Origin of the sequence: Erwinia sp. 9145, from assembly GCF_000745075.1 — a bacterium.
In the GTDB taxonomy this organism is placed as follows: Bacteria; Pseudomonadota; Gammaproteobacteria; order Enterobacterales; family Enterobacteriaceae; genus Erwinia; species Erwinia oleae.
The window spans coordinates 1,163,553-1,187,490 of the sequence record NZ_JQNE01000001.1; the positions used below are offsets into that span (position 1 = coordinate 1,163,553).

Below are 23,938 nucleotides of genomic sequence, written 5' to 3' on the forward strand. Positions count from 1 at the left end.
CATTGTTCTTTCACTAATAGCCCCACACGCTGGCGATGTCAACGCGCGCCTGGTCAGAGTAGCGTGGCGATAATCACCCGATCGGCATCGAAATGCGCAATAACCTCCAGCCCCGGCCGCAGTTTTTGCTCGGTAACCCGTTGGTTAGCCAGGGTGGCGCAGAGCGTTTCGCCGCCGGGCAGGGTGACCAGCACTTCGCTCTGCTCCTCGCCCGTTTCAAGATGGCTGACAATGCCGCTGAGCTGATTGTCTGCGTCAGAGGACGCGCAGGTGATGTCAATCCATGGCGCCTTGATCAACACCAGCACCTCTTTGCCGCTGTCCAGCGCCAGGCGATTGGCGCTGCGTTCGGTCAGCGCGGCGGTAATGCGGGTTGCGCCATCGGCCAGCAGGATTTCAACATGCTGCTGTACGGCGCGCGCATCACGCTCCACCACGCTGCCGAACAGCTGGTTACGCGCGCTGGTCTGCAACGAAAAGCGTGCAATCGCGCCCAGCAGGCTGCCAGGCGGAACGTCATCCTGAAGCACGTCAAAGGCGCGCTGCTGGATCTGCTCCATTAACGCATAGAGCTGAAGCAGCCTTTCGCCATACGGCGTGAGCAGCGCGCCGCCACCGCCTTTGCCGCCGGTCGCCCGCTCAACCAGCGTCCGATCGGCCAGCGTGTTCATTTCGTTAATCGCATCCCAGGCGCTTTTATAGCTGACGCCAGCCTGCTTTGCGCCCTGGCTGATCGACCCGGTGAGCTGAATCTGTTTCAACAGCGCTATCCGGCGCGGATCGGCAAACAGACGCTGTTGCGATTTCAGGATCAAAGAGAGTTCGGCCTGCATGGTTGTTCCTCGTGCAACGTCTTAATGCGCAAAGTGTACACCTTTGCGCGCCGCAGGCGTAAAAACAGGTAAAGCGCACAAAAGGTCAGTGCACTTTTTTTTGGCGTGGTTACAATAACTTTTTGTTCAGCAACGGAGGCTACAATGCTGGAATTATTGAAAGGTCTGGCTGTTGCCATTCTGATGGTGCCGGTGGTCATGGCAATCATCCTTGGCCTGATTTACGGCCTTGGCGAAGTGTTCAACATCATTTCGAAAATTGGTCATCGTGATGACGGCGCCCCGGCGAAAAATCGTCAGTAATCTCTTCACTCACGCCCGCCCCGCCGGGCGTGCGTTTTTTTGCGCTTCCTCAACCTTCCCGCTCTTCCTCTGAAAAATTCATGACACTGTTTTCCGACTCGTTATATCATCCGTTGCATAACGTAAACCCTGGAGAACACCATGTCTGTTGAAATGCGTCCTTACCTTGTTGGCGCGGTACTGAGCCTGAGCGTCGCGGGTCACGCCGTGGCGGCGGAGAACATCACCGTTTTTGCTGCCGCGTCATTAACCAACGCCTTGCAGGATATCGCCACGCAGTATGAAAACGGCAAAGAGGTGAAAGTGGTCTCTTCCTTTGCCTCGTCTTCCACGCTGGCGCGCCAGCTTGAGCAGGGCGCACCCGCCGACCTCTTCATTTCAGCCGATCAGCAGTGGATGGATTATGCGGTTGAGAAGAAAACCATTGATGATTCAAGCCGCTACACGCTGCTCGGCAACGATTTGGTGCTGGTTGCGCCGGAGAAAAGCCACGCGAAACCGGTGACCATTTCTAAAGACACCGACTGGAAAAGCCTGCTGAAAGGCCAGCGTCTCTCCGTTGGCGATCCCGATCACGTGCCTGCCGGTATCTATGCTAAAGAAGCGTTACAGAAACTCGGTGCCTGGGACACGCTTTCCCCGATGATGGCGCGCGGCAACAGCGTGCGTGCGGCGCTGGCGCTGGTGGAACGTGACGAAACGCCTTACGGCATCGTCTATGGTTCTGACGCGGTGGCCAGCAAAAAAGTGACGGTGGTCGGTACCTTCCCGGAGGAGAGCCACAAGCCGGTCGAGTATCCGATGGCAATGGTGAAAGATCATAACAGCGCCAGCGTCACCGCCTTTTACAACTACCTGAAAGGGCCGGAAGCGGCTGCCATCTTTAAACGCTATGGATTTACGCCGAAACAATGATGTTGAGCGATCCCGAATGGCAGGCCGTTGCCCTGAGCCTGAAAGTCTCCTCGGTGGCGGTGTTGTTCAGCCTGCCGTTCGGGATTTTGATGGCATGGGTGTTGGTTCGCTGTCAGTTTCCCGGCAAAACCCTGCTCGACAGCCTCATCCATCTGCCGCTGGTGCTGCCACCGGTGGTAGTGGGCTACCTGCTGCTGCTGGGATTTGGCCGGCGCGGGGTGATTGGCGAATACCTCTACGACTGGTTTGGCTTCAGCTTTGCCTTTAGCTGGCGCGGCGCGGCGCTGGCGTCGGCGGTGATCGCCTTCCCGCTGATGGTACGCGCCATTCGCCTCGCGCTGGAAAACGTGGACGGTAAACTGGAGCTGGCGGCGCGCACGCTGGGCGCCGGGCGCTGGCGGGTGTTTTTTACCATCACATTGCCCCTTACGCTGCCCGGCATCATTGTCGGCACCGTGCTGGCCTTTGCCCGCTCGCTGGGCGAGTTTGGCGCCACCATCACCTTTGTGTCGAACATTCCCGGCGAAACGCGCACGCTGCCCTCGGCAATGTATACGCTGATTGAAACGCCGGGCGCGGAAGGCGCGGCGGCGCGTCTGTGCGTTATTGCTATCGCGCTGGCGCTCTGCTCACTTCTGCTCTCCGAATGGCTGGCCCGCTGGGGCCGCAAACGGCTGGGGGGCTGATGCTCGAACTCAATTTTACCCAGCGGCTTGGCGACCATACGCTCTCTCTTGACGTGCAGCTCCCCGCGCAGGGCATTACCGCCGTTTTCGGCGTTTCCGGCGCGGGTAAAACCTCGCTGATCAACGCCATCGGCGGGCTGACGCGCCCGCAGCAGGGACGCCTTGTGCTGAACGGCAGAACCCTGAGCGATGCCGACGCGGGCATCTTCCTGGCGCCGGAGAAGCGCCGGATTGGCTATGTCTTTCAGGACGCACGGCTCTTTCCGCACTATCGCGTGCGCGGCAACCTTGAATACGGCATGGCAAAAAGCATGCGCGCGCAGTTTGACGCTATGGTGGCGTTGCTGGGGCTGGAAAAACTGCTGACGCGCTATCCTGTCTCGCTCTCCGGCGGCGAGAAACAGCGCGTGGCGATCGGGCGTGCGCTGCTCACCGCGCCGGAAATTCTGTTGATGGATGAACCGCTTGCCTCGCTCGATCTGCCGCGCAAACGCGAGCTGTTGCCTTATTTGCAAACGCTGGCGAAGCAGGTCGATATTCCGCTGCTCTACGTCAGCCACAGCCTTGATGAAATCCTGCATCTTGCTGACCAGGTGCTGGTGCTGGATGAAGGGCGGGTGAAAGCGTTCGGCGCGCTGGAAAGCGTCTGGGCCAGTAGCGCCATGCGTCCGTGGCTGCCGCCTGCCGACCGCAGCAGCATTCTGCGGGTGCAGGTGCTTGAGCAGCATCCTCATTATGAGATGACCGCGCTGGCATCAGGCGATTGCGTTCTTTGGGTCAGCCGGGTGGATGCGCCAGTGAAGACGCCGTTGCGTATTCGCATTCAGTCCGCCGACGTGTCGCTCGCGCTGCAACCGCCCGTCAACAGCAGCATTCGCAACGTGATACCGGCGCAGGTGGCGGAACTGCTGGACGTTAACGGGCAGCTTGAGGTCAGGTTATTGCTCGGCCAGAGCGAACTCTGGGCGCGGATCACGCCCTGGGCGCGCGATGAACTGGCGATCAAAAGCGGCATGTGGCTTTATGCGCAGATCAAAAGCGTGGCGATTGTGGCTTAAAGGATCTCTTTATAGAGCGTTTCCGCGATGCCCGGCTCCAGGTTGGTGCCGATAACGCGGCCGGCACGGGCTTTGATCGCCTCATCGGCATTGCCCATCGCCACGCCAAGCCCAGCCGTTTCCAGCATGCTCAGATCGTTATAGTTATCGCCAAACGCCAGCACGTCGCGCATCTGCAAGCCTTCAGCCGCTACCCACTGCGCCAGCCGCTTGCCTTTGCTGTTGCCGGCTTTGGCGATGTCCACCTGATCGTGCCATGACCATTCGCAGGCCAGCCCCATCTCTTTTTCAACGCTTTCGGCAAACTGTTGCAGCGCACGCGTATCGGGATGGGAAAGGGCGAATTTCCAGATGGAATCCGCCTGTTCGGCCGCGCGGGCCAGGCTGTCAACCTGCCGGAATACCGGACGCTGATGCGGCGGCAGCGACAGTCCCCAGTTAATGGTGCGGGTCACGTGGCCGGTTTCGGTTTCATACAGCATGGCATCATCGACGTACAGCAGGCCATGAATGGCGGCGTCATCCAGCATGCGGATCACCCTTAGCGCCTGATCCTGCGGCAGTGGATCGGAATCAATGACTCTTTTGTTGTGATAGTCGTATAAACAGGCACCGTTGCAGCAGATCGCTGGCGTATCCAACGCCAGCGCCTGATAAAACGGATGGATAGCGACGTGATGACGCCCGGTCACAATCACCACTTTAACGCCCGCCTCGCGGACTTTTTTTAACGCCTCAAGCGACTCAGGCAGGATGGTTTTGCGCGGCGTCAACAGGGTGCCGTCGAGATCCAGCGCGACAATGCGATAGCTCATCATGATTTTCCGATAGCGACAGGAGAACCGCCGAGTTTACACCCTGCGGCCTTGCCGACAAAACCGTGCGCCATAATTCCTCCACCCTGAGGGCAAAAACGCGCTACCCTTTGCCACTCACCACCCGCAAAAAGGAGACGATATGCAACAGGTTGTTTACACCGCCAGCCCTAAAAGCCAGCAGATCCACGCGTGGCAGCTTCACGACGACGGCGCGCTGACGCTGCTTCAGGTGGTGGACGCGCCCGGCGAGGTGCAGCCGATGGTGGTCGGCCCCGACGGACGTTTTCTCTACGTTGGCGTACGCCCCGGATTTCGTATCGTCGCGTATCGTATTGATGCAGAAGGCAAACTGACCGAAGCCGGACAGGCTTCGCTGCCGGGCAGTCCAACGCATATTTCCACCGACCGTCGCGGTCGCTTTATTTTTGTCGGTTCCTATAACGACGCCTGCGTCAGCGTCTCGCCGGTGGGCGAAGATGGCCTGCCGGGCGAGCCGCTTCAGGTGATCAACGGCCTCGACGGCTGCCATTCAGCCAATATTGATTTGAATAATCACACGCTCTACGTGCCTGCGCTGAAGCAGGATCGCATCTGCCTGTTTGATTTGCAGGAGAACGGCACGCTGACGCCGCACGCACAGCCGCAGGTGACTACGGTTGAGGGTGCCGGGCCGCGGCATATGGTTTTCCATCCCAATCAGCAGTATGCCTACTCGGTTAACGAGCTGGACAGCACCGTGGACGTCTGGCGCCTGCGCAATCCGCATGGCGAGATGGAGCGCGTGCAGAGCCTGGATATGATGCCGGAAGGGTTCAGCGATACCCGCTGGGCGGCGGATATTCATCTTACGCCGGATGGTCGCCACCTTTACAGCTGCGATCGCACCGCCAGCGTGCTGGCTGTTTTCAGCGTCAGTGAAGACGGCGGTCTGTTGACGCCGGAAGGGCATCAGCCTACCGAAACGCAGCCGCGCGGCTTTAATATTGATAATACGGGCCGGTATCTGATCGCCGCCGGACAGCTATCGCATCATATCGAAGTGTATAACATTGCGGGCGTGCGGGGATTGTTGCAGCCGCTGGGGCGTTATGCGGTAGGGCAGGGGCCGATGTGGGTGGTGGTTCACTCACTTCGCTGAGCAGAGCGGGCACCCGCTAAGGGGTGCCCGATGAATCAGATATAGAGCGCCGTGATGGATGCGCTGGCAAGCTGATGGAAATGGACGTTAAAGCCCAACATCGCGCCGCTGGCGTTTTCATCCACCTCAAGCTTTTCCACATCCAGCGCGTAAACGGTGAATATATAGCGATGGCTTTCGCCGCTGGGCGGCGCCGCGCCGCCGTAGCCGCTGGTGCCGAAGTCGGTACGGGTCTGTACCGCGCCGGACGGCAGTTCGGCGGTGCCGGAGCCTGCGCCCTGCGGCAGCACGCGCGTATCGGCAGGCAGATTCGCCACGCCCCAGTGCCACCAGCCGGAACCGGTCGGCGCATCAGGATCGTAGCAGGTTACCACAAAGCTCTTTGTGCCAGACGGCACGTCATCCCACGTCAGATGCGGAGAAAGGTTGTCGCCCTGATAGCCCATTCCGTTAAACACGTGACGTTCGGGCAGCTTGTCGCCATCGTTAAAATTGTGGCTTAACAGTTTCATTCCACCTCCTTGCATTATTGATGAAGCAGTTTTAGCAGCTCCTCGGCTGCGGCGGCAGAGGATGCGGGATTCTGGCCGGTCACCAGATGGCCGTCGGTCAGCGTAAACACGCCCCAGTCATCGGTTTTTTCAAACTCCGCGCCCAGCGCCCTGAGCGCATCCTCAACCAGGAAAGGTACCACATTTGTCAGCCCCACGGCGGCTTCTTCACTATTGGTAAAACCGGTAACGCGCTTGCCCTGCACCAGCGGCGTGCCGTCAGGTTTTTTGGCGTGACGCAGTACGCCCGGTGCGTGACACACCGCGCCCACCGGCTTGCCGTTGGCGTAAAAATTCTCAATCAACTCAATGCTTTTTCTGTCGGTCGCCAGATCCCACAGCGGGCCGTGGCCGCCGGGATAGAAAATAGCGTCAAAGGTGCTGCTGTCGATATTCTCCAACTGTTGGGTGTTAGCCAACGCCTGCTGCGCTGCGATGTCCTGACGGAAGCGTTCTGTATCGGGCGTCTGCGCATCGGGCTCATCGCTTACCGGATCGAGCGGCGGCTGTCCGCCAGCGGGCGAGGCCAGCACCACGTTAATACTGGCATCGCGGAACACATACCAGGGCGCGGCGAACTCCTCCAGCCAGAAGCCGGTTTTCTTGCCGGTTTCACCAAGTCGATCGTGGGAAGTTAAAACCATTAACACTTTCATCAGGCGTTCCTTTAAGGTTTGTCGCCGGCGACGCGGATCAGCACCTTGCCGAAGTTTTTACCCTCAAGCATGCCGATAAACGTCTCCGGAGCGTTGTCCAGACCATCGATCACGTCTTCGCGGAAAACAAAGCGCTCTCCGGCCACCCACTGACTCATCTGGGTGAAAAATTCGCCGAAGCGGTTAGCGTAATCCTGGGTAATAATAAAGCCCTGCACGCGCAGCCTTTTACGCAGAATGGCGCTCTGAAAGGCAGGCAGCAGGTTTGCGCCGGGCGCGGTGTCGGTGCTGTTGTAGTCGGCGATCAGTCCGCACACCGGAATGCGCCCTTTGGTGTTCATCAGCGGCAGCACGGCGTTAAATACCGCACCGCCGACGCTCTCAAAATAGACGTCGATGCCGTCGCGGCAGTGGCGACGCAGCGCTTCACTCAAATTGGCAGAACGGTGATCGAGACAACGGTCGAAGCCAAGCACCTCTTCGGCGTAGCGACATTTTTCTTCGCCGCCCGCGATGCCCACCACATAACAGCCTTTGAGTTTCGCAATCTGACCGACCATTGAGCCTACTGCGCCGGTGGCCGCGGCAACCACGACGGTTTCGCCAGGCTGCGGATTGCCGATATCCAGCAGGCCCATATAGGCGGTAAAACCGGTCATACCTAAAATACCCAGCGCCCGGGAGGGATGCTTCAGCACCGGGCCGCTCAGTTTGAACAGATCGTTGCCCGTCGACAGCGCAAAATCCTGCCAGCCGCTCTGGCTGACCACCCAGTCGCCCTCGGCGTAATCAGGATGGTTTGATTGTTCAACCACGGCGACGGTGCCGGCGCTCATCACGTCATTGACGGCGATCGGCGGCACATAGGAAGGCGCGTCGCTCATGCGGCCGCGCATATAGGGATCCAGCGACAGCCAGACGGTACGCAGTAAAACCTCGCCCGCGCCGGGCGTCGGCACGTGCTGCGACTCCAGGCGGAAATTGCTTTCAACAGGCGCCCCGTGCGGGCGGGAAGCCAGCACGATGCGGCGATTAGTGTGTTTGTCTTGCGGCATAATTTACTCCTTCTGCGGGACGGTGCCCCGTAAAAGCGTAGTGCATCAACGCGCCGCCTGCCTGGCGCTGTGTCGCAGGATGCCGGCCGCGAAGGCTAGGGAGCGGCAAACAGCGCGGGTTTGGAGAGCGCCGCGCCGATGGCGTCGGTTAAGCGTTTCAGCGCATCGGGCCGGATAATATAGGGCGGCATCAGGTAGATAAGCCTGCCAAATGGACGGATCCACACGCCCTGCTCAACAAAAAACGCCTGTAACGCCGCCATGTTTACCGGACGATGAGTCTCGATCACGCCAATGCTGCCGAGCACGCGGGCGGCCCTGACGTCGCTGCTGTCGGCCAGCGGCAACAGATCGCGCGTTAACTGTGCTTCAATGGCCGCCACCTGCTGCATCCAGTGGTTCTCCTGGAGAATCGCCAGGCTTTCACTGGCGACCGCACAGGCGAGAGGATTGCCCATAAAAGTCGGCCCGTGCATAAAACAGCCCGCCGCGCCGTTGCTGATGGTGTCCGCCACGTGGCGGGTGGTCAGCGTGGCGGAGAGCGTCATGGTGCCGCCGGTCAGCGCCTTGCCGACGCACAGAATATCCGGCGAAATGCCTGCGTGTTCACAGGCAAACAGCTTGCCGGTGCGCCCGAAACCAGTGGCGATCTCATCGGCAATCAGCAACACGCCGTGCGCGTCGCACAGCTCACGCACGCGCCGCAAATACGCAGGATGGTAAAAGCGCATTCCGCCAGCGCCCTGTACGATGGGCTCCAGGATCACCGCCGCCAGTTCGCCCGCGTGCCGGGCGATCAGAGCGCTGAAATCCTGAATATCTTCCGGCTGCCATTCCTCGCCAAAGCCGCAGGCGGGCGCGGCGGCGAACAGATGATCCGGCAGGTAGCCCTGATAGAGACTGTGCATTGAGTTTTGCGGATCGCACACCGACATGGCGGCGAAGGTATCGCCGTGATAGCCGTTGCGCAAGGTTAAAAAACGCTGCCGCTTCTGCCCGCGCGCCTGCCAGTATTGCAGCGCCATCTTCATCGAGACTTCCACGGCAACCGAGCCGGAGTCCGCCAGGAACACGCACTCCAGCCCTGCTGGCGTCATCTCCACCAGTTGGCGGCAGAGCGCCACGGCGGAAGGGTGCGTGATGCCGCCGAACATGACGTGTGACATCTGCGCAATCTGCCTGCTCATCGCCTGATTCAGGCGCGGATGGTTATAGCCGTGGATCGCTGCCCACCATGACGACATACCGTCCACCAGCTCACGCCCGTCCGCCAGATAAAGCGAGGTGCCTTTCGCCGCCGTCACCGGGTAAACCGGCAGCGGCTTGCTCATCGAGGTATAGGGATGCCAGATATGGTCACGATCGAAAGCCAGGTCGTCAGGTGTCATAAAATTCTTGTAAACCAAATTCAAAAAAATTAGTTTACAAGTATAACCACGCAATGATTGTTGACGACAGATCTTTTTGGAGCATGCAATGACGACCCGTTGGACTCTTTCTCAGGCGCAGGCCCTGTTTGATAAGCCCTTTCTCGAACTGATGTTTGAAGCGCAGCAGGTGCATCGCCAGCACTTCGATCCGCAACAGGTGCAGGTGAGCACGCTGCTGTCGATTAAAACCGGCGCCTGCCCGGAAGACTGCAAATACTGCCCGCAGAGCGCCCGCTACAAAACCGGGCTGGCGTCAGAGCGCCTGATGGAAGTGGAAGAGGTGTTAACCTCCGCCCGTAAGGCGAAAGCCGCCGGTTCAGGCCGCTTCTGCATGGGCGCCGCGTGGAAAAACCCGCACGACCGCGACATGCCTTACCTTGAGCAGATGGTCAAAGGCGTCAAAGAAATGGGCATGGAAACCTGTATGACGCTTGGCACGCTGAGCGATGAACAGGCGCACCGTCTGGCCCACGCCGGCCTGGATTTTTATAACCACAACCTGGACACGTCGCCGGAATTTTACGGCAACATTATCACCACGCGCTCCTATCAGGAGCGACTGGATACGCTGGGTAAAGTACGCGACGCGGGGATCAAGGTCTGTTCCGGCGGCATTGTCGGGCTGGGCGAAACCGTTGACGATCGCGCAGGGCTGCTGGTGCAGTTGGCTAATCTGCCGACGCCGCCGGAGAGCGTGCCGATCAACATGCTGGTGAAGGTGAAAGGCACGCCGCTGGCCGACAACGACGACGTGGATCCTTTTGATTTTGTGCGCACCATCGCGGTCGCGCGGATCATGATGCCGTCCTCGCACGTGCGGCTCTCCGCCGGGCGCGAGCAGATGAGCGAACAGACCCAGGCGATGTGTTTTATGGCGGGCGCGAACTCCATTTTCTATGGCTGCAAGCTGCTTACCACGCCAAACCCTGAAGAGGATAAAGATCTTGTTCTGTTCCGCAAACTTGGCCTGAATCCGCAGCACAACACCACCACGGCGGGCGATAACGAGCAGCAGCAGGTGCTGGCCGGACAGTTACTGAACGCCGATACCGAACAGTTTTACAACGCGGCGCTGTAAATGAGCTGGCAGCAACGCATCACCGACGCGCTCGCTGTGCGGCGCGGAAAAGGCCAGTTTCGCCAGCGGCAGGTTTTTCAGCCGCACAGCGGCGCCTCGCTTGACGTGAACGGCCAGCGTTATCTCAACTTTGCCGCCAACGACTATCTGGGGCTGACTCGCGATCCGCGTATCGTTCGCGCCTGGCAGCAGGGCGCAGAGCGTTACGGCGTGGGCGCGGGCGGATCGGGCCACGTCACCGGTTACGGCGCGCCGCACGCCGCGTTTGAAGAGGAACTGGCCGACTGGCTTGGCTATCCGCGCGCGCTGCTGTTCATTTCAGGTTTTGCGGCAAATCAGGCGGTTATTGCGGCGATGATGGCAAAAAACGACCGCATCTTCGCCGACAAATTGTCACATGCCTCGCTGCTGGAGGCCGCGGCGCTGAGTCCGGCCACGCTGCGCCGTTTTGCACATAACCAGCCCGATGCGCTGGCCGCGCTGCTGACGGGCGCCGACGGTGGAGAAACGCTGGTGGTAACCGAAGGCGTCTTCAGCATGGATGGCGACAGCGCGCCGCTGTCCGCCCTGCACGCCCTTACTCGCCAGCACGGCGGCTGGCTGATGGTGGACGATGCGCACGGCATCGGCGTCACCGGCGAAGAGGGGCGCGGCAGCGCCTGGCAGCAGCAGGTGCAGCCGGAACTGCTGGTGGTCACCTTCGGCAAAGCCTTTGGCGTCAGCGGCGCGGCGGTACTTTGCCAGACCGAAACGGCGGACTATCTGATCCAGTTCGCCCGCCATCTGATCTACAGCACGGCGATGCCGCCCGCCCAGGCATGCGCGCTGAGCGCCTCGCTGGCTTGCGTCAGGCAGGGCGATGCGCAGCGCCAGCGGCTGGCAGAGAATATCGCCCTGTTTAAAGCCGGTGCCGCCGCGCGCGGCTTCAAACTGACGCCTTCGCTGACGGCGATCCAGCCGCTGATAGTGGGCGACGAAGCGCGCGCGCTGGCGCTGGCCGATACGCTGCGCGCGCAGGGCTGCTGGGTGACGGCGATCCGACCGCCAACGGTGCCGCCCGGTACGGCGCGGCTGCGCATCACGCTCAGCGCGGCGCATCGGCCGGAAGAGATCCAACGGCTGCTGGAGGCGCTGAATGACGCAAGAGGTTAACAAGCAGGCGGTGGCGCAGGCGTTTGGCCGCGCGGCGACGCACTACAATCAGTTTGCTGAACTCCAGCGCATGAGCGGCGAGGCGCTGAAGGCCTTTGCCTCGCGCCACGGCGGGCTGGCGGTGCTGGACGCCGGCTGCGGTACGGGCTGGTTCAGCCGTCAATGGCGAGAGGCGGGCAACCGGGTCACCGCCCTCGATCTCTCGCCGGTGATGCTCCAACAGGCCGAGACGCAGCAGACGGCGCACGGTTACCGGCAGGGCGACATCGAAGCGCTGCCCTTCGGTGAGGCGGAATTTGATCTCTGCTGGAGCAATCTGGCGGTGCAGTGGTGCGCCGATCTGCGCCAGGCGCTGCGCGAGATGCGGCGCGTGACGCGTCCTGACGGCCAGGTGCTCTTTTCGACGCTGGCGGCGGGATCGCTCAGTGAGCTTTCGTTCGCCTGGCAGCATCTTGCCATGCCTGCGCCCGTTAACCGCTTTCTTACCGCCGAGGCCATTGCCGAAGCGGGTAAGGATCTGCCGCTGACGCTGCACCCGCAGACGCTGACGCTGGCTTTCCCGGACGTGCTGAGCGCGCTGCGTTCGCTGAAGGGTATCGGCGCAACGCATCTGCATCAGGGCCGCCGCGCGTTGCTGACCCGCCAACATCTTATCCGGCTGGAGCAGGTCTGGCCGCGCGACGCGCGCGGTTGCCTGCTCAGCTATCAGCTTATTTATGGAGTAATTGAACGTGACTGAACGCTGGTTTATCACCGGAACCGATACCGAAGTGGGTAAGACCGTGGCAAGTACCGCGCTGCTTCAGGCGGCGCGCGCGGCGGGCCTGCGCGCCGTGGGATATAAACCGGTGGCGTCGGGCTGCGAGATGACACAGGACGGACTGCGTAATGAAGACGCGCTGGCGCTGCAAAAAAACAGCGCGCTGTCGCTGCCCTATGCACAGATCAATCCGCTGGCCTTTGCGGAACCCACCGCGCCGCATATCGTCAGCGCGGAAGAGGGCAGGCCGATTGCGTTTGAGCAGCTCTCTGCCGGCCTGGCAACGCTGACGGAACGCGCAGAGTGGGTGCTGATTGAAGGCGCGGGCGGCTGGTTTACGCCGCTCTCAGAGAGCACGACCTTTGCAGGTTGGGTGGAGCAGGAGCAGCTTCCGGTAGTGCTGGTGGTTGGCGTGAAGCTGGGCTGCATTAATCACGCAATGCTCACCGCGCAGGCGATTCAGGCCAGCGGACTGCGGCTGGCCGGCTGGATTGCCAACGCTGTCGAGCGCCCCGGAAAACGCTATGCGGCGTATCTGGAGACGCTGAAACAGCGGCTGCCTGCGCCGATGCTCGGTGAGATCCCGCATCTGACCGCGCCCGACGCGTTTGAGCGCCTCGATCGCTATGTGCGCCTGCCGACGTAAACCCCGACGCGCAGCGCATCGTTAACCGGTGCTCTGCGTGGTCAGCCAGGTATCCACCATGCTCTCATTGAGCTGCGCAACCTCGCCGCGGGCCACGCCCCGTCCCCGGTGCAGCAGCAAAAAGTAATCGGCCACCTTACGAATAAACGAGATGCGCTGCTCCAGCAGTAAAATCGTCAGACCAAAGTCATGATTCAACCGGTGAATTAAATTTCCCATCTCCTCTTCCAGCCACGGCGACATGCCTTCTACCGGCTCATCCAGGATCAGCAGCCTGGGCTGGAGCACCAACGCACGCGCCAGCGCCAGCTGTTGCTGCTCATCCAGCGAGAGATCGCCGCTGCGGCGGTGGCGCAGCGACCAGATCAGTGGAAAAAGCTCAAACACCATCGGCGGAATGCCCCGATGTCGCGCTTCGCCCGCGCCGGAGAGCAGAGCGATGTGCAGGTTATCCTCCACGCTGAGCTGTGAGAAGATCTGCCGTCCCTGCGGCACATAGCCGATACCCAGCGCCGCGCGACGCTCGACGGGTTGATGCAGCAGATCCAGCGGCGGCAGGTTACCCTCCTGCCAGGTGATGGAGCCGCTGTTGATCGGTAAATGGCCCATAATGCAGTTCACCAGGGTTGTTTTGCCCATGCCGGTGCTGCCCACCACGCCGGTACAGGTACCGGGCGACAGATCCAAATCAACATCCCATAAGATGTGATTCTGACCATAGAACTGATTAATTGAACGTAAGCTGAGCATCTTCCACTCTCCTTCAGACAGTTTTCGATCGCCTCTGCTTGCGTCCGCTCTGCGTCGTCTTGCAAACAGTTGTGTTAAACGTGCCGCGGCTTCGTGAACTGGCGAAAAGAAAGCGTGCAGCGGTGTAATCAGCATTGCAAGTTATGGGCCAGTTGTCTGATAACAACGCGAAATAAGCCCCCGTCGCCGCTTTTTTCAGGGCCAGCGGGTGATAGACAGTTAATCATTTGCTTCGCTGCACCCGCACGGGGCATTTCTTCGGTGCAGCAGCAAAAAAACGCCCGGGCGCGCGCGTTAAAAAAAAGCGCCGGGGGCTGGCTGAACGGGCCGATTTGTGCCAGGCAGGGCGGCCCGCAGGCAAACGCCAATCGAAAAAAAACGAAAAAAATTTTTTTGCAGGCGCGTGGGACTGTTTGCGGCGATTTATGCACATGAGATGGTTCGGGCGCTGCCGTCAGTTATCCACTATTCCTGTGGATAACCATGTGCATGAGTGACTTAAAACCCTCGCCAGGCGAGAGCGGACGCGGCCTGGAGTCAGATTGGTGCGAAACGCGCCTTGTTACCTAAAGTTTTTTAAATCAATGAGTTGTATAAAATCAAGAGCCAAAAAATTGGCTTAACACTGCTGACATAGTTTTTATTCGACAGGCTTGACAAATGTTAAAGCGCTTGCCCGTTCTGGGGATAACCGTTTACGCGCTATTCTCATTTTTAATGCCGTCTTTGGCATAAGCGCAAATGGCGAGTAAGTAAACGGATCCGGCTTGAGGACTGTGTATATATCCACTGTTTTTTGCTGGAAAAATCGCCGTAGCAGAGTAGAATTAATCTCCTGTCCGCGCTTTAACCATCAGGTACGTAACGTAATGAGCAAAGTCTTTAAACTCAACTCCGATTTTAAACCTTCCGGCGACCAGCCTGAGGCTATCCGTCGTCTGAAAGAGGGGCTGGAGGATGGGCTGGCTCATCAGACGCTGCTGGGCGTAACCGGCTCAGGAAAAACCTTCACCGTGGCGAACGTCATTGCCGACCTTAATCGCCCGACGATGGTGCTGGCACCGAATAAAACCCTGGCGGCGCAGCTCTATGGCGAAATGAAAGAGTTTTTCCCGGATAACGCGGTGGAATACTTCGTTTCCTACTACGACTATTATCAGCCTGAAGCTTACGTCCCCAGTTCAGATACCTTTATCGAGAAAGATGCTTCGGTGAACGAGCATATCGAACAGATGCGTCTCTCTGCCACCAAGGCCCTGCTGGAGCGTCGCGACGTGGTGGTGGTGGCGTCAGTGTCGGCAATCTATGGCCTTGGCGATCCCGATCTTTACCTGAAAATGATGCTGCATCTGACGCGCGGCATGGTGATCGATCAGCGTGCTATTCTGCGCCGTCTTGCCGAGTTGCAGTACACGCGCAACGATCAGGCTTTCCAGCGCGGCACCTTCCGCGTGCGCGGCGAAGTGATCGATATCTTCCCGGCGGAATCGGATGAATACGCCCTCCGCGTGGAGCTGTTCGACGAAGAAGTGGAGCGGTTGTCGATTTTCGATCCGCTGACCGGCCACATTGATTCGGTGATCCCGCGTTATACCATCTATCCCAAAACGCACTACGTCACGCCGCGCGAGCGCATTCTTCAGGCCATGGAAGACATCAAGGTTGAACTGGTCGAGCGTAAAAAAACGCTGCTGGAGAATAACAAACTGCTGGAAGAGCAGCGCATTTCGCAGCGCACGCAGTTCGATCTGGAGATGATGAACGAGCTGGGTTACTGCTCCGGTATCGAAAACTACTCGCGTTACCTGTCAGGTCGCGGACCGGGCGAAGCGCCGCCAACGCTCTTTGACTACCTTCCTGCCGACGGGCTGCTGGTCGTCGATGAGTCGCACGTTACCATTCCACAGATTGGCGGCATGTACCGTGGCGACCGCGCGCGTAAAGAGACGCTGGTTGAGTATGGCTTTCGTCTGCCCTCCGCGCTGGATAACCGCCCGATGAAATTTGAAGAGTTCGAAGCGCTGGCGCCACAGACTATTTACGTTTCCGCCACGCCGGGCAACTATGAGCTGGAGAAATCCGGCGGCGAGGTCATCGATCAGGTCGTGCGGCCAACCGGCCTGCTCGATCCGCTGATTGAAGTGCGTCCGGTCACTACCCAGGTGGACGATCTGCTGTCTGAGATCCGCAAGCGCGTGGCCATTAACGAGCGCGTGTTGGTGACGGTACTGACCAAGCGCATGGCGGAGGATCTTACCGAATATCTGACCGAACACGGCGAGCGGGTGCGCTATCTGCACTCCGACATTGATACCGTGGAGCGCGTTGAAATCATCCGTGATTTACGCCTTGGCGAGTTCGACGTGCTGGTGGGGATTAACCTGCTGAGGGAAGGGCTGGATATGCCTGAAGTGTCGCTGGTAGCGATTCTGGACGCCGACAAAGAGGGCTTCCTGCGTTCCGAGCGTTCGCTGATCCAGACCATCGGCCGCGCAGCGCGTAACATCAACGGGAAGGCGATATTGTACGGCGACAAAATTACGCCGTCGATGGCGCGGGCTATTGATGAAACCGAACGTCGTCGCGAGAAGCAGACAATCTACAATGCGGAAAACGGCATCGTGCCGCAGGGCCTCAACAAGAAAATCGCTGATATTCTCGAACTGGGGCAGGGGCTTAACAAACTCAACAAAAACAAAGGTCGCGGCAGCAAGTCGGCCCGCGATATCGTTGAGGATGACAGCGCCTGGCTGGCGCTGACGCCGCAGGCACTCCAGAAGAAAATCCGCGAACTGGAGGCGAAAATGCAGCAGCATGCGCAGAATCTTGAGTTTGAAGAGGCGGCGCACGTTCGCGATCAGCTCCACGAGGCGCGCGAGCTGTTTATCGCTGCGTCCTGAGTGCGGCGCGGCATCTGCCGCGCCCGCCACCGTCAGCCAATGGACTGGATCGCGTGTTCCAGCGCGGTGTGCAGCAGTTGACGGTCATGACGATAGGGAATATCAGCAGCGTCAAGCGGCTCCTGAATAATTAACCGATCGCCCACGCCCTGCGTGTTCACGTGCGGGCCAATCACCACTGCATCGATCACTTTTTTGCCGATGGCTTTTTCCATTATCGCCAGCTTATCAGCCAGCGTCAGACGCGCGGCAGCAGGGCTGAGTTCTTTTCCGAGGTTGCCGATAAATACCATGGTGGCGGGCGTGCGGCGCAGCGCCTGCGCCATATCCGGCATCAGCAGCACTGGCATCAGGCTGGTGTAAAAGCTACCGGGGCCGATCAGAATTAAATCTGCTTCGCCTACTGCCTCAATCGCCTCGCGCGTGGCGTTGACCGTGGGCGACAGCCGGAGCGCCTGTGGCGCGTTCTGCATCTGGTCAATGGCCGTTTCGCCATAAATCATGTTGCCTTCATCGTCGATCGCCAGCAGATCGACCGGCTGCTCCGACATCGGGATCAAAAAGGCATCGACCTTGAGCAGATTGCGGATCAGATTAATCGCTTCGACCGGCCGGACGCTGAGGTGATCCAGCGCCTTCAGCATCAGGTTGCCAAGGTTGTGTCCCGCCAGCTCGCCGTTCCCGGCAAAGCGATATTCAAACATGGCCGATGCCACGCTGGGCTCGGTGATCAGCTGATTCAGGCAGTTGCGCATATCGCCCCAGGCAATGCCGCCCTCAGAACGCCGGATACGCCCGGTGGAACCGCCATTGTCCGTGGTGGTGACCACGCCGGTCAGTCGTGAACCAAGAGTAGAAAGTGCCGACATGACGCGGCCCAGACCGTGTCCGCCGCCGATGGCCACGACGCGATCGAGATCGGCTAAGGTGCGATTGCGCATAAATCTCCTTCAGTGTTGTAACGGTAACTTGACCCGGCGCAACGCAGCGGGTTATCGACTATTTTACCTTATCGTGCAGGGAAAATGCGGTTAAAATCCGATATATAGCAAAATATACAACGAAAGGTCGTTCTGGTAACCCGTTCGTATTCGCGGTAGAATTTTCTCAACCTGTTCTACCTGAAACAGGTAAAACACACTTAGCCTGGACAGCCTACGTCGCATGATATGGAGGCCAGGCCGCAACAATTTTGTTGCCAGGGTGCAGAAAGAAATGCCTGCATCCCCCGTATTTGGAAAGGTGTTCTGGTGCCACAATTTACTGACAGCTTCGATCGCCGTTTTTATTATCTGCGGCTGTCGATCACCGACGTGTGCAATTTTCGTTGCAACTATTGCCTGCCCGACGGCTACAAACCGCACGGCACGGCCAACAAAAGCTTCCTGTCGCTGGATGAAATCCGTCGCGTCACGCGCGCCTTTGCGGCGGCGGGCACGGAGAAAGTCCGTCTGACCGGCGGCGAGCCCACGCTTCGTCGCGACTTTACCGATATCATTGCCGCCGTGCGTGAAAACGCCGCGATCCGCCAGCTGGCGGTGACCACCAACGGCTATCGTCTGGCGCGTGACGTGGCGAAATGGCGCGATGCGGGCCTGACCGCGCTTAACGTCAGCATCGACAGTCTCGATGCGCGGCAGTTTCACGCCATCACCGGACAGGACAAATTTCATCAGGTAATGAGCGGCATCGATGCCGCTTTCGAGGCTGGTTTCAGCAAGGTCAAAGTGAATACCGTGCTGATGCGCGATGTCAACCACAGCAGCCTTGACACCTTCCTCGACTGGATCCGCAGCCGCCCGATTCAACTGCGCTTTATTGAGCTGATGGAAACCGGCGACGGCGGCGCGCTGTTTCGCAAATACCATATTTCCGGCGAGGTGATCCGCGATCGCCTGCTGATGCAGGGCTGGACGCAGCAGGCCCGCGCGCGCAGCGACGGCCCTGCGCAGGTATTTCGCCATCCGGACTATCAGGGCGAAATCGGCCTGATCATGCCTTACGAGAAAGATTTTTGCGCCAGTTGCAATCGCCTGCGCGTGTCGGCCACCGGCAAGCTGCATCTGTGTCTGTTTGGCGACGGCGGCGTTTCGCTCCGCGATCTGCTTCAGTCCGACGACCAGCAGACGCAGCTTCAGGCACGCATCGCCGCCAGCCTGCACAGCAAGAAGCAGACGCATTTCCTGCATCAGGGCAATACCGGCGTCACGCAAAATCTCTCATTCATTGGCGGTTAATAAGGAACGTAATAATGGCTAAACCCGCAGCAGAATTCATTCCGCTTAACGCAGCGGTGCTGACGATTTCCGACAGCCGCGACGCGGCCAGCGACACCTCCGGCGACTATTTTCGCGAAGCCCTCATCGACGCGGGGCATCACGTATTCGATCGCGCCCTGGTAAAAGATGACCGCTACCGCATCCGCGCGGTGGTCTCCAGCTGGATTGCCAGCAGCGACGTACAGGTGGTGCTGATTAACGGCGGCACCGGTTTTCACAGTAAAAACAGCACGCCGGAAGCGCTTCTGCCGCTGTTTGACCGCGAGATAGACGGCTTTGGCGAACTGTTTCGCATGGTTTCCTGGGAGGAGATCGGCAGCGCCACGCTGCAATCGCGTGCGGTGGCCGGGCTGGCGAATCAGACGCTGATTTTCGCCGTGCCGGGCTCGACCGGCGCCTGCCAGAGCGCGTGGGAGCAGATCATCATGCAGCAGCTCGACGCGCGCACCCGCCCGTGTAACTTTGTCGCTCATCTGAAGAAGCCGTAACGCTATGTCACACCTTACCCATATCAACGCCGCAGGCGAAGCGCACATGGTGGACGTTTCCGCCAAAACCGAGACGGTGCGTGAAGCGCGTGCCGAAGCCTTTGTGGTCATGAACGCCGACACGTTGCAAATGATTATCGACGGCAGCCACCACAAGGGCGATGTCTTTGCTACCGCGCGCATTGCCGGTATTCAGGCCGCCAAGCGAACCTGGGAGCTCATCCCACTTTGTCATCCGCTGCTGCTCAGCAAGGTTGAAGTCACGCTGGAAGCAGAGCCGCAACACGGCCGGGTGCGCATAGAATCCCTCTGCCGCCTGACGGGTAAAACCGGCGTGGAGATGGAGGCGCTCACCGCCGCGTCGGTGGCGGCGCTGACCATTTACGATATGTGTAAAGCGGTACAAAAAGATATTTCAATCGAGCGCTGTCGGCTTTTAAGCAAAAGCGGCGGCAAATCCGGGGATTTTCAGGCGGTAAGCAATGATTAACGTGCTGTTTTTTGCGCAGGTGCGCGAGCTGGTTGGCACCGCCAGCCTGGCGATCGAGGATGAGTTTTCCACGGTGGAGGCGCTGCGGGCGGCGCTGGCGGCGAAGGGCGACCGCTGGGCGCTGGCGCTGGAGTCGGGCAGGCTGCTCTCTGCGGTCAACCAGACGCTGGTTTCCCCACAGCATCCGCTGAGGGCAGGGGATGAAGTGGCCTTTTTCCCGCCGGTGACCGGAGGCTGACATGGAAACGCGCATTCGGGTCGGTCAGGCTCCTTTTGATATGGCTGAAGAGTACCGCTGGCTGGCCGCCTGCGATGAAGACGGCGCGGTGGTCACCTTCACCGGTAAGGTGCGAAATCACAACCTTGGCGATAACGTCTCTGCGCTGACGCTGGAACACTATCCCGGCATGACCGAAAAGGCGCTGGAGGAGATCGTTACTGAGGCGCGGACGCGCTGGCCGATGCAGCGTGCTACGGTCATTCACCGTATCGGTGAGCTGTTTCCCGGCGACGAGATCGTGATGGTCGGCGTCAGCGGCGCGCATCGCGGTAGCGCTTTTGCCGCTGCGGAATTTATTATGGATTACCTTAAAACCCGCGCGCCCTTCTGGAAGCGCGAGGCGACGCCGGAGGGCGAGCGCTGGGTTGAATCGCGCGACAGCGACCGTGATGCGGCCGCGCGCTGGCAACAGACGAAAAATGGAGCAAAATGAACCGTGCGGCAGGGGATTTTTAATGGATAAAAGCCGCCTCGCTGTGTAACCTCAGCGCTTTCCTCAAAAATTCAGGAAACGCGATGATCTCCTCCGCGATTCGACGTGTGTCGCTACTGGCGCTGCTGGTGTTGGCAGGCTGTAGCAGCGAACCAAAAAAAACGCAGCCTGAACGCCAGCCTGCCGACGTAAAAGCGCAGATTGTGGCGCTGCTTCCGCCGCAGGCGAACGATCGCCAGGGCTGGGCAAACGATATCTTTGCCGCCTTTAACAGTCAGCAGTTGGATCCGACCAGCGCCAATCTCTGTTCGGTGATCGCCGTCACCGGACAGGAGTCCAACTTCAGTGCGGATGCCAACGTGGCCGGCCTGCCGAAAATCGCCTGGGGCGAAATTGACCGCCGCGCGGGAAAGCTGCACATTCCCGCTTTCGTGGTGCGTACCGCCCTGATGATTAAATCGCCGAACGGCAAAAGCTATACAGACCGCCTCGACAACGTGCGCAGCGAAAAAGAGCTGAGCGCCATTTTTGATGACTTCATCAACATGGTGCCGATGGGCCAGACGCTGTTCGGCAATCTTAATCCGATCCATACCGGCGGCCCGATGCAGGTCAGCATCGCCTTTGCCGAAGCGCATGCCAGGGGCTATCCGTATCCGGTTGACGGCTCCATTCGCCGGGAAGTGTTCAGCCGACGCGGCGGGATCTGGTTCGGCACGCTGCATCTGCTGGGGTATCCGGTCAGCTATACCCGACCGATTTATCGCTTTGCGGATTTCAATGCTGGCTGGTACGCCAGCCGAAATTCGGCGTTTCAGGCGGCGGTCTCGCGCCTCAGCGGTATTAAACTGGCGCTGGACGGCGATCTGATTGTTTATGGTTCCGACACTGCCGGATCGACCGAGCTGGCGGTACGAACCCTCGCTAAACGCCTGGATATGAGCGAACGGGCGATCCGCAGCGCACTGGAGAAGGGCGACAGCGAGGCGTTTGAAAAAACCGATCTGTGGGAGAAGGTGTTTGCGCTGGCGGACAAAAATGGCGGCGCGCGGCAGCCGCGCGAAAGGCTGCCCGGCATTACCCTGAGCAGCCCGAAGATCACCCGCAATCTGACGACGGCGTGGTTTGCGCAGCGGGTTGAAAGCCGCTATCAGCGCTGTATGTCGCAGGCCAGCGCGGCGCAAAAGTAACGCCGGGCCGGGCCTCAGGCGGCGTTGAGCCTGAACAGCTGAACGGTCTGCGCCAGCTGCTGCGCCTGGTCTTCCAGCGAGGCCGCCGCGGCAGACATCTGCTGTACCAGCGCGGAGTTCTGCTGCGTGGTGCCGTCCATCTGATTCACCGCGACGGTGACCTGGCCGATACCCTGCGACTGCTCGTCTGAAGCGTTAACGATTTCATTGATAATGGTTTTCACCGAGTTGACCGCGCCGCTCATCTCCTGCATGGTTTTCCCGGCATCCTGCACCAGCGTGACGCCCTGATCGACGCGCTGCGTCGATTCGGCAATCAGCGCGGAAATATCTTTCACCGCGTTGGCGCTGCGCTGCGCCAGGCTGCGCACCTCTGAGGCGACCACCGCAAAACCGCGCCCCTGCTCTCCTGCACGCGCCGCTTCTACCGCAGCGTTTAGCGCCAGAATATTAGTCTGGAAAGCAATACCATTGATAATGCTGGTAATTGCGCCTATCTTCTGCGAACTCTCATCAATCTGCTGCATAATCAGCACAACCTGCTGCACAAGATCTTCACCGCGTTTGGCGATATCGGTGGCGGTATTGGTCAGTTCGGTGGCGTGATGAGCGTTGTCGGCGTTGTGTTTAACCGTCGCCGTCAACTGCTCCATGCTGGCGGCCGTCTCTTCCAGCGCGGCGGCCTGCTGTTCGGTACGCGAGGCAAGATCCAGGTTGCTGGCGGCGATTTCACCTGCGCCCTGGCGAACGGAGTCGCTGGCGGAGATGATTTCACCCACCATAGTTCGAAGCTGATGCTGCATGGTTTGCATGGCGTAAAAGATGCTCTGACGATCGCGGCTTTCAACCGGAATAGCGGCGCTCAGGTTGCCTTCCGCCACGCCAAGCGCAATTTCAGCCGCCTGAGACGGTTCGCCGCCGATCGGTTTTGCAATCTTGCGGTTAAAGATCAGGCCCAGCACGGTGCAGACCAGAACGATGCTGATAACCATCATGATCAGCGCGTGCATCAGTTGGCGGTTCGCCGCCGCCATCACGGCGCTCACCGGCGCGACCACGCCGAGATACCAGGGACGATCGCTGGTGCCAACCAGCACCGGACGCCACATTTCCAGCACGTCCTCACCCAGCGACGCGTCAAAATGCTGCACCGCTTTGGTGGAGTAATTATTGGTTTCACCTTTGTAGGCTTTGCCCGCCTGCGCTTTGTCAGGGCTGGAGACCACCAGGCCGGTATGAGAGAGTAGCAGCGCGTAGCCGGTGCCCTGCCAGGGTTTAATCGCGCCAACGGTTTTTTGCAGCGAGGCGAGAGAGATGTCCGAGGTGACTACCGCCTTCAGCTTACCGTCGTCAATCACCACCGCTGCCACCGAGGTCAGCAGGGTCGGCACGCCGTTATAGGCGTAGCTGTAAGGCTCGGTCAGCACGTCTTTTTGCAGCTTCTGTGGGATCAGGTAGTAATCACCCTGGCCCGGCATCAGAAAGGAGTCGAGATTGTGCAATGCAAATTTACCGGTGCTGTCGCGATCGACAAAACGGGCAAAGCGCCCCTCCGGCGCTGAGCCGGGAAGTTTAGCGAATTCAGCGTCTTTACCGTCAAACGCATTTTGCTCAAAAATCACCGACATGGAGAGGTAGTCCGGGTTCTGTTTGAGCGAGTATTTCATCAGCTCTTCGCCCACCTTGCGATCGGTGATCCCGCTGTCGGGCAAGGCGATCAGGCTCTGGCCCAGATCCTTCGCCACCGTACGCGCGTACTCCAGATCTTTCTGCACGCTCAGCGCTTTGCTTTCGGCGATCTGTCCGAGATAGTCTTCGGCGAGCGCGCGCTGCTGCTGACTGGACTGCCAGCTCAGCAGGCCAATAGTGACGGTAAAGCCAAGAGAGATTGTTAAGGCGCCCGTCAACAGCATCATCGTGCGGGTGCTCATTTTCTTTTTGCGACTGTTCATGGAAGTTCCCCGGTAAAAGCGTGCTCAGTTAGTGGACTTCCTGTACAGCGATCTCCCTGTATCTGATTTATCGGCATTTGACCACGCAGCTTTAATT

The 23,938-nt window shown here is 59.4% G+C and carries 25 protein-coding genes and 1 riboswitch; of the genes, 16 read left to right on the forward strand and 9 right to left on the reverse strand.

The window, feature by feature from the left end:
- Window positions 1-53: 53 nt before the first annotated feature.
- The gene (modE, locus tag FA91_RS05850) at window positions 54-833 is read right to left on the reverse strand and encodes a molybdenum-dependent transcriptional regulator (RefSeq protein WP_034913488.1); all 780 of its coding nucleotides are present in this window, start codon (window positions 831-833) and stop codon (window positions 54-56) included.
- A 144-nt stretch (window positions 834-977) separates the two neighbouring features.
- Between modE and FA91_RS20420 the strand changes: the two genes are divergently transcribed.
- From FA91_RS20420 to modC, 4 genes are all read left to right on the forward strand, one after another.
- The gene (locus FA91_RS20420; RefSeq protein WP_034913490.1) at window positions 978-1,136 is read left to right on the forward strand and encodes an AcrZ family multidrug efflux pump-associated protein; all 159 of its coding nucleotides are present in this window, start codon (window positions 978-980) and stop codon (window positions 1,134-1,136) included.
- 141 nt (window positions 1,137-1,277) lie between these two features.
- Window positions 1,278-2,051 carry a molybdate ABC transporter substrate-binding protein gene (gene modA, locus FA91_RS05860; RefSeq protein WP_034913491.1) on the forward strand — a complete coding sequence of 258 codons (774 nt, stop codon included), beginning with the start codon at window positions 1,278-1,280 and terminating at the stop codon, window positions 2,049-2,051.
- Window positions 2,048-2,737, forward strand: a complete 690-nt coding sequence (modB, locus tag FA91_RS05865; RefSeq protein WP_034913492.1) for a molybdate ABC transporter permease subunit — start codon at window positions 2,048-2,050, stop codon at window positions 2,735-2,737. The genes modA and modB overlap by 4 nt, the downstream gene beginning before the upstream one ends.
- Window positions 2,737-3,795, forward strand: coding sequence for a molybdenum ABC transporter ATP-binding protein ModC (gene modC / locus FA91_RS05870; protein ID WP_034913493.1), 1,059 nt, complete (start codon window positions 2,737-2,739; stop codon window positions 3,793-3,795). Before modB ends, modC begins: the two co-directional genes overlap by 1 nt.
- On the opposite strand, the gene FA91_RS05875 is transcribed toward modC, so the two are convergent.
- Window positions 3,792-4,610 (reverse strand): pyridoxal phosphatase, encoded by an 819-nt coding sequence (locus tag FA91_RS05875; RefSeq protein WP_034913495.1) that lies wholly within the window; start codon window positions 4,608-4,610, stop codon window positions 3,792-3,794. The genes modC and FA91_RS05875 overlap by 4 nt on opposite strands.
- A gap of 142 nt (window positions 4,611-4,752) precedes the next feature.
- Here FA91_RS05875 and pgl point away from each other — a divergent pair, with 142 nt between their 5' ends.
- Window positions 4,753-5,751 carry a 6-phosphogluconolactonase gene (gene pgl, locus FA91_RS05880; protein WP_034913498.1) on the forward strand — a complete coding sequence of 333 codons (999 nt, stop codon included), beginning with the start codon at window positions 4,753-4,755 and terminating at the stop codon, window positions 5,749-5,751.
- Between the two features lie 35 nt (window positions 5,752-5,786).
- On the opposite strand, the gene FA91_RS05885 is transcribed toward pgl, so the two are convergent.
- The 4 genes from FA91_RS05885 to bioA all read right to left on the reverse strand — a co-directional run bounded on the left by FA91_RS05885 (window position 5,787) and on the right by bioA (window position 9,401).
- Complete coding sequence (locus FA91_RS05885; protein ID WP_034913499.1) at window positions 5,787-6,263, reverse strand: kinase inhibitor; 477 nt, start codon at window positions 6,261-6,263, stop codon at window positions 5,787-5,789.
- Window positions 6,264-6,277: 14 nt separating this feature from the next.
- Entirely contained in the window at window positions 6,278-6,958 is a 681-nt protein-coding gene (locus tag FA91_RS05890) for a type 1 glutamine amidotransferase domain-containing protein (protein ID WP_034913502.1), read from the reverse strand.
- An 11-nt stretch (window positions 6,959-6,969) separates the two neighbouring features.
- Window positions 6,970-8,013, reverse strand: a complete 1,044-nt coding sequence (locus tag FA91_RS05895; protein ID WP_034913503.1) for an NADP-dependent oxidoreductase — start codon at window positions 8,011-8,013, stop codon at window positions 6,970-6,972.
- Window positions 8,014-8,108: 95 nt separating this feature from the next.
- Window positions 8,109-9,401, reverse strand: coding sequence for an adenosylmethionine--8-amino-7-oxononanoate transaminase (bioA, locus tag FA91_RS05900; protein ID WP_034913506.1), 1,293 nt, complete (start codon window positions 9,399-9,401; stop codon window positions 8,109-8,111).
- Window positions 9,402-9,489: 88 nt separating this feature from the next.
- Here bioA and bioB point away from each other — a divergent pair, with 88 nt between their 5' ends.
- The 4 genes from bioB to bioD are packed head-to-tail and all read left to right on the forward strand — an operon-like array spanning window position 9,490 to window position 13,079.
- Entirely contained in the window at window positions 9,490-10,521 is a 1,032-nt protein-coding gene (gene bioB, locus FA91_RS05905) for a biotin synthase BioB (RefSeq protein ID WP_034913507.1), read from the forward strand.
- On the forward strand, window positions 10,522-11,673 hold the full coding sequence (gene bioF, locus FA91_RS05910; RefSeq protein ID WP_034913510.1) for an 8-amino-7-oxononanoate synthase: 1,152 nt from the start codon (window positions 10,522-10,524) through the stop codon (window positions 11,671-11,673).
- Window positions 11,657-12,412, forward strand: coding sequence for a malonyl-ACP O-methyltransferase BioC (bioC, locus tag FA91_RS05915; protein WP_034913513.1), 756 nt, complete (start codon window positions 11,657-11,659; stop codon window positions 12,410-12,412). Before bioF ends, bioC begins: the two co-directional genes overlap by 17 nt.
- Entirely contained in the window at window positions 12,405-13,079 is a 675-nt protein-coding gene (gene bioD, locus FA91_RS05920) for a dethiobiotin synthase (protein ID WP_034913516.1), read from the forward strand. Before bioC ends, bioD begins: the two co-directional genes overlap by 8 nt.
- 21 nt (window positions 13,080-13,100) lie before the next feature.
- On the opposite strand, the gene FA91_RS05925 is transcribed toward bioD, so the two are convergent.
- Entirely contained in the window at window positions 13,101-13,829 is a 729-nt protein-coding gene (locus FA91_RS05925) for an ATP-binding cassette domain-containing protein (protein ID WP_034913518.1), read from the reverse strand.
- An 869-nt stretch (window positions 13,830-14,698) separates the two neighbouring features.
- Here FA91_RS05925 and uvrB point away from each other — a divergent pair.
- Window positions 14,699-16,729 (forward strand): excinuclease ABC subunit UvrB, encoded by a 2,031-nt coding sequence (gene uvrB / locus FA91_RS05930; protein ID WP_034913520.1) that lies wholly within the window; start codon window positions 14,699-14,701, stop codon window positions 16,727-16,729.
- Between the two features lie 32 nt (window positions 16,730-16,761).
- On the opposite strand, the gene yvcK is transcribed toward uvrB, so the two are convergent.
- On the reverse strand, window positions 16,762-17,670 hold the full coding sequence (gene yvcK, locus FA91_RS05935; protein ID WP_034913521.1) for a uridine diphosphate-N-acetylglucosamine-binding protein YvcK: 909 nt from the start codon (window positions 17,668-17,670) through the stop codon (window positions 16,762-16,764).
- 185 nt (window positions 17,671-17,855) lie between these two features.
- Window positions 17,856-17,990: riboswitch (molybdenum cofactor riboswitch) on the forward strand.
- Between yvcK and moaA the strand changes: the two genes are divergently transcribed.
- The 6 genes from moaA to FA91_RS05965 all read left to right on the forward strand — a co-directional run bounded on the left by moaA (window position 17,977) and on the right by FA91_RS05965 (window position 21,889).
- A complete protein-coding gene (moaA, locus tag FA91_RS05940; RefSeq protein WP_156103058.1) occupies window positions 17,977-18,966 on the forward strand; it encodes a GTP 3',8-cyclase MoaA in 990 nt (329 codons plus the stop codon). Its footprint overlaps the riboswitch before it by 14 nt.
- Window positions 18,967-18,980: 14 nt before the next feature.
- Window positions 18,981-19,496 (forward strand): molybdenum cofactor biosynthesis protein B, encoded by a 516-nt coding sequence (gene moaB, locus FA91_RS05945; RefSeq protein ID WP_034913527.1) that lies wholly within the window; start codon window positions 18,981-18,983, stop codon window positions 19,494-19,496.
- 4 nt (window positions 19,497-19,500) lie between these two features.
- Window positions 19,501-19,986, forward strand: coding sequence for a cyclic pyranopterin monophosphate synthase MoaC (gene moaC / locus FA91_RS05950; RefSeq protein ID WP_034913529.1), 486 nt, complete (start codon window positions 19,501-19,503; stop codon window positions 19,984-19,986).
- Entirely contained in the window at window positions 19,979-20,224 is a 246-nt protein-coding gene (moaD, locus tag FA91_RS05955; protein ID WP_034913531.1) for a molybdopterin synthase sulfur carrier subunit, read from the forward strand. Before moaC ends, moaD begins: the two co-directional genes overlap by 8 nt.
- Before the next feature lies 1 nt (window position 20,225).
- Window positions 20,226-20,699, forward strand: coding sequence for a molybdopterin synthase catalytic subunit MoaE (moaE, locus tag FA91_RS05960; RefSeq protein ID WP_034913533.1), 474 nt, complete (start codon window positions 20,226-20,228; stop codon window positions 20,697-20,699).
- Between the two features lie 83 nt (window positions 20,700-20,782).
- A complete protein-coding gene (locus tag FA91_RS05965) occupies window positions 20,783-21,889 on the forward strand; it encodes a DUF1615 domain-containing protein (RefSeq protein WP_034913536.1) in 1,107 nt (368 codons plus the stop codon).
- Between the two features lie 14 nt (window positions 21,890-21,903).
- Here the strand turns inward: FA91_RS05965 and FA91_RS05970 are convergent, their stop codons facing one another.
- The gene (locus FA91_RS05970) at window positions 21,904-23,841 is read right to left on the reverse strand and encodes a methyl-accepting chemotaxis protein (RefSeq protein ID WP_034913538.1); all 1,938 of its coding nucleotides are present in this window, start codon (window positions 23,839-23,841) and stop codon (window positions 21,904-21,906) included.
- Between the last annotated feature and the right edge of the window lie 97 nt (window positions 23,842-23,938).

Coding starts and splice junctions, on each gene's coding strand:
- moaB (WP_034913527.1), top strand. CDS start 18,981: ATGGCTAAACCCGCAGCAGAATTCATTCCGCTTAACGCAGCGGTGCTG.
- bioC (WP_034913513.1), top strand. CDS start 11,657: ATGACGCAAGAGGTTAACAAGCAGGCGGTGGCGCAGGCGTTTGGCCGC.
- bioF (WP_034913510.1), top strand. CDS start 10,522: ATGAGCTGGCAGCAACGCATCACCGACGCGCTCGCTGTGCGGCGCGGA.
- FA91_RS05885 (WP_034913499.1), bottom strand. CDS start 6,263: ATGAAACTGTTAAGCCACAATTTTAACGATGGCGACAAGCTGCCCGAA.
- modC (WP_034913493.1), top strand. CDS start 2,737: ATGCTCGAACTCAATTTTACCCAGCGGCTTGGCGACCATACGCTCTCT.
- FA91_RS05875 (WP_034913495.1), bottom strand. CDS start 4,610: ATGAGCTATCGCATTGTCGCGCTGGATCTCGACGGCACCCTGTTGACG.
- FA91_RS05970 (WP_034913538.1), bottom strand. CDS start 23,841: ATGAACAGTCGCAAAAAGAAAATGAGCACCCGCACGATGATGCTGTTG.
- modB (WP_034913492.1), top strand. CDS start 2,048: ATGATGTTGAGCGATCCCGAATGGCAGGCCGTTGCCCTGAGCCTGAAA.
- FA91_RS20420 (WP_034913490.1), top strand. CDS start 978: ATGCTGGAATTATTGAAAGGTCTGGCTGTTGCCATTCTGATGGTGCCG.
- yvcK (WP_034913521.1), bottom strand. CDS start 17,670: ATGCGCAATCGCACCTTAGCCGATCTCGATCGCGTCGTGGCCATCGGC.
- modE (WP_034913488.1), bottom strand. CDS start 833: ATGCAGGCCGAACTCTCTTTGATCCTGAAATCGCAACAGCGTCTGTTT.
- bioA (WP_034913506.1), bottom strand. CDS start 9,401: ATGACACCTGACGACCTGGCTTTCGATCGTGACCATATCTGGCATCCC.
- moaC (WP_034913529.1), top strand. CDS start 19,501: ATGTCACACCTTACCCATATCAACGCCGCAGGCGAAGCGCACATGGTG.
- FA91_RS05895 (WP_034913503.1), bottom strand. CDS start 8,013: ATGCCGCAAGACAAACACACTAATCGCCGCATCGTGCTGGCTTCCCGC.
- pgl (WP_034913498.1), top strand. CDS start 4,753: ATGCAACAGGTTGTTTACACCGCCAGCCCTAAAAGCCAGCAGATCCAC.
- FA91_RS05890 (WP_034913502.1), bottom strand. CDS start 6,958: ATGAAAGTGTTAATGGTTTTAACTTCCCACGATCGACTTGGTGAAACC.
- FA91_RS05925 (WP_034913518.1), bottom strand. CDS start 13,829: ATGCTCAGCTTACGTTCAATTAATCAGTTCTATGGTCAGAATCACATC.
- FA91_RS05965 (WP_034913536.1), top strand. CDS start 20,783: ATGATCTCCTCCGCGATTCGACGTGTGTCGCTACTGGCGCTGCTGGTG.
- uvrB (WP_034913520.1), top strand. CDS start 14,699: ATGAGCAAAGTCTTTAAACTCAACTCCGATTTTAAACCTTCCGGCGAC.
- moaE (WP_034913533.1), top strand. CDS start 20,226: ATGGAAACGCGCATTCGGGTCGGTCAGGCTCCTTTTGATATGGCTGAA.
- bioB (WP_034913507.1), top strand. CDS start 9,490: ATGACGACCCGTTGGACTCTTTCTCAGGCGCAGGCCCTGTTTGATAAG.
- modA (WP_034913491.1), top strand. CDS start 1,278: ATGTCTGTTGAAATGCGTCCTTACCTTGTTGGCGCGGTACTGAGCCTG.
- moaD (WP_034913531.1), top strand. CDS start 19,979: ATGATTAACGTGCTGTTTTTTGCGCAGGTGCGCGAGCTGGTTGGCACC.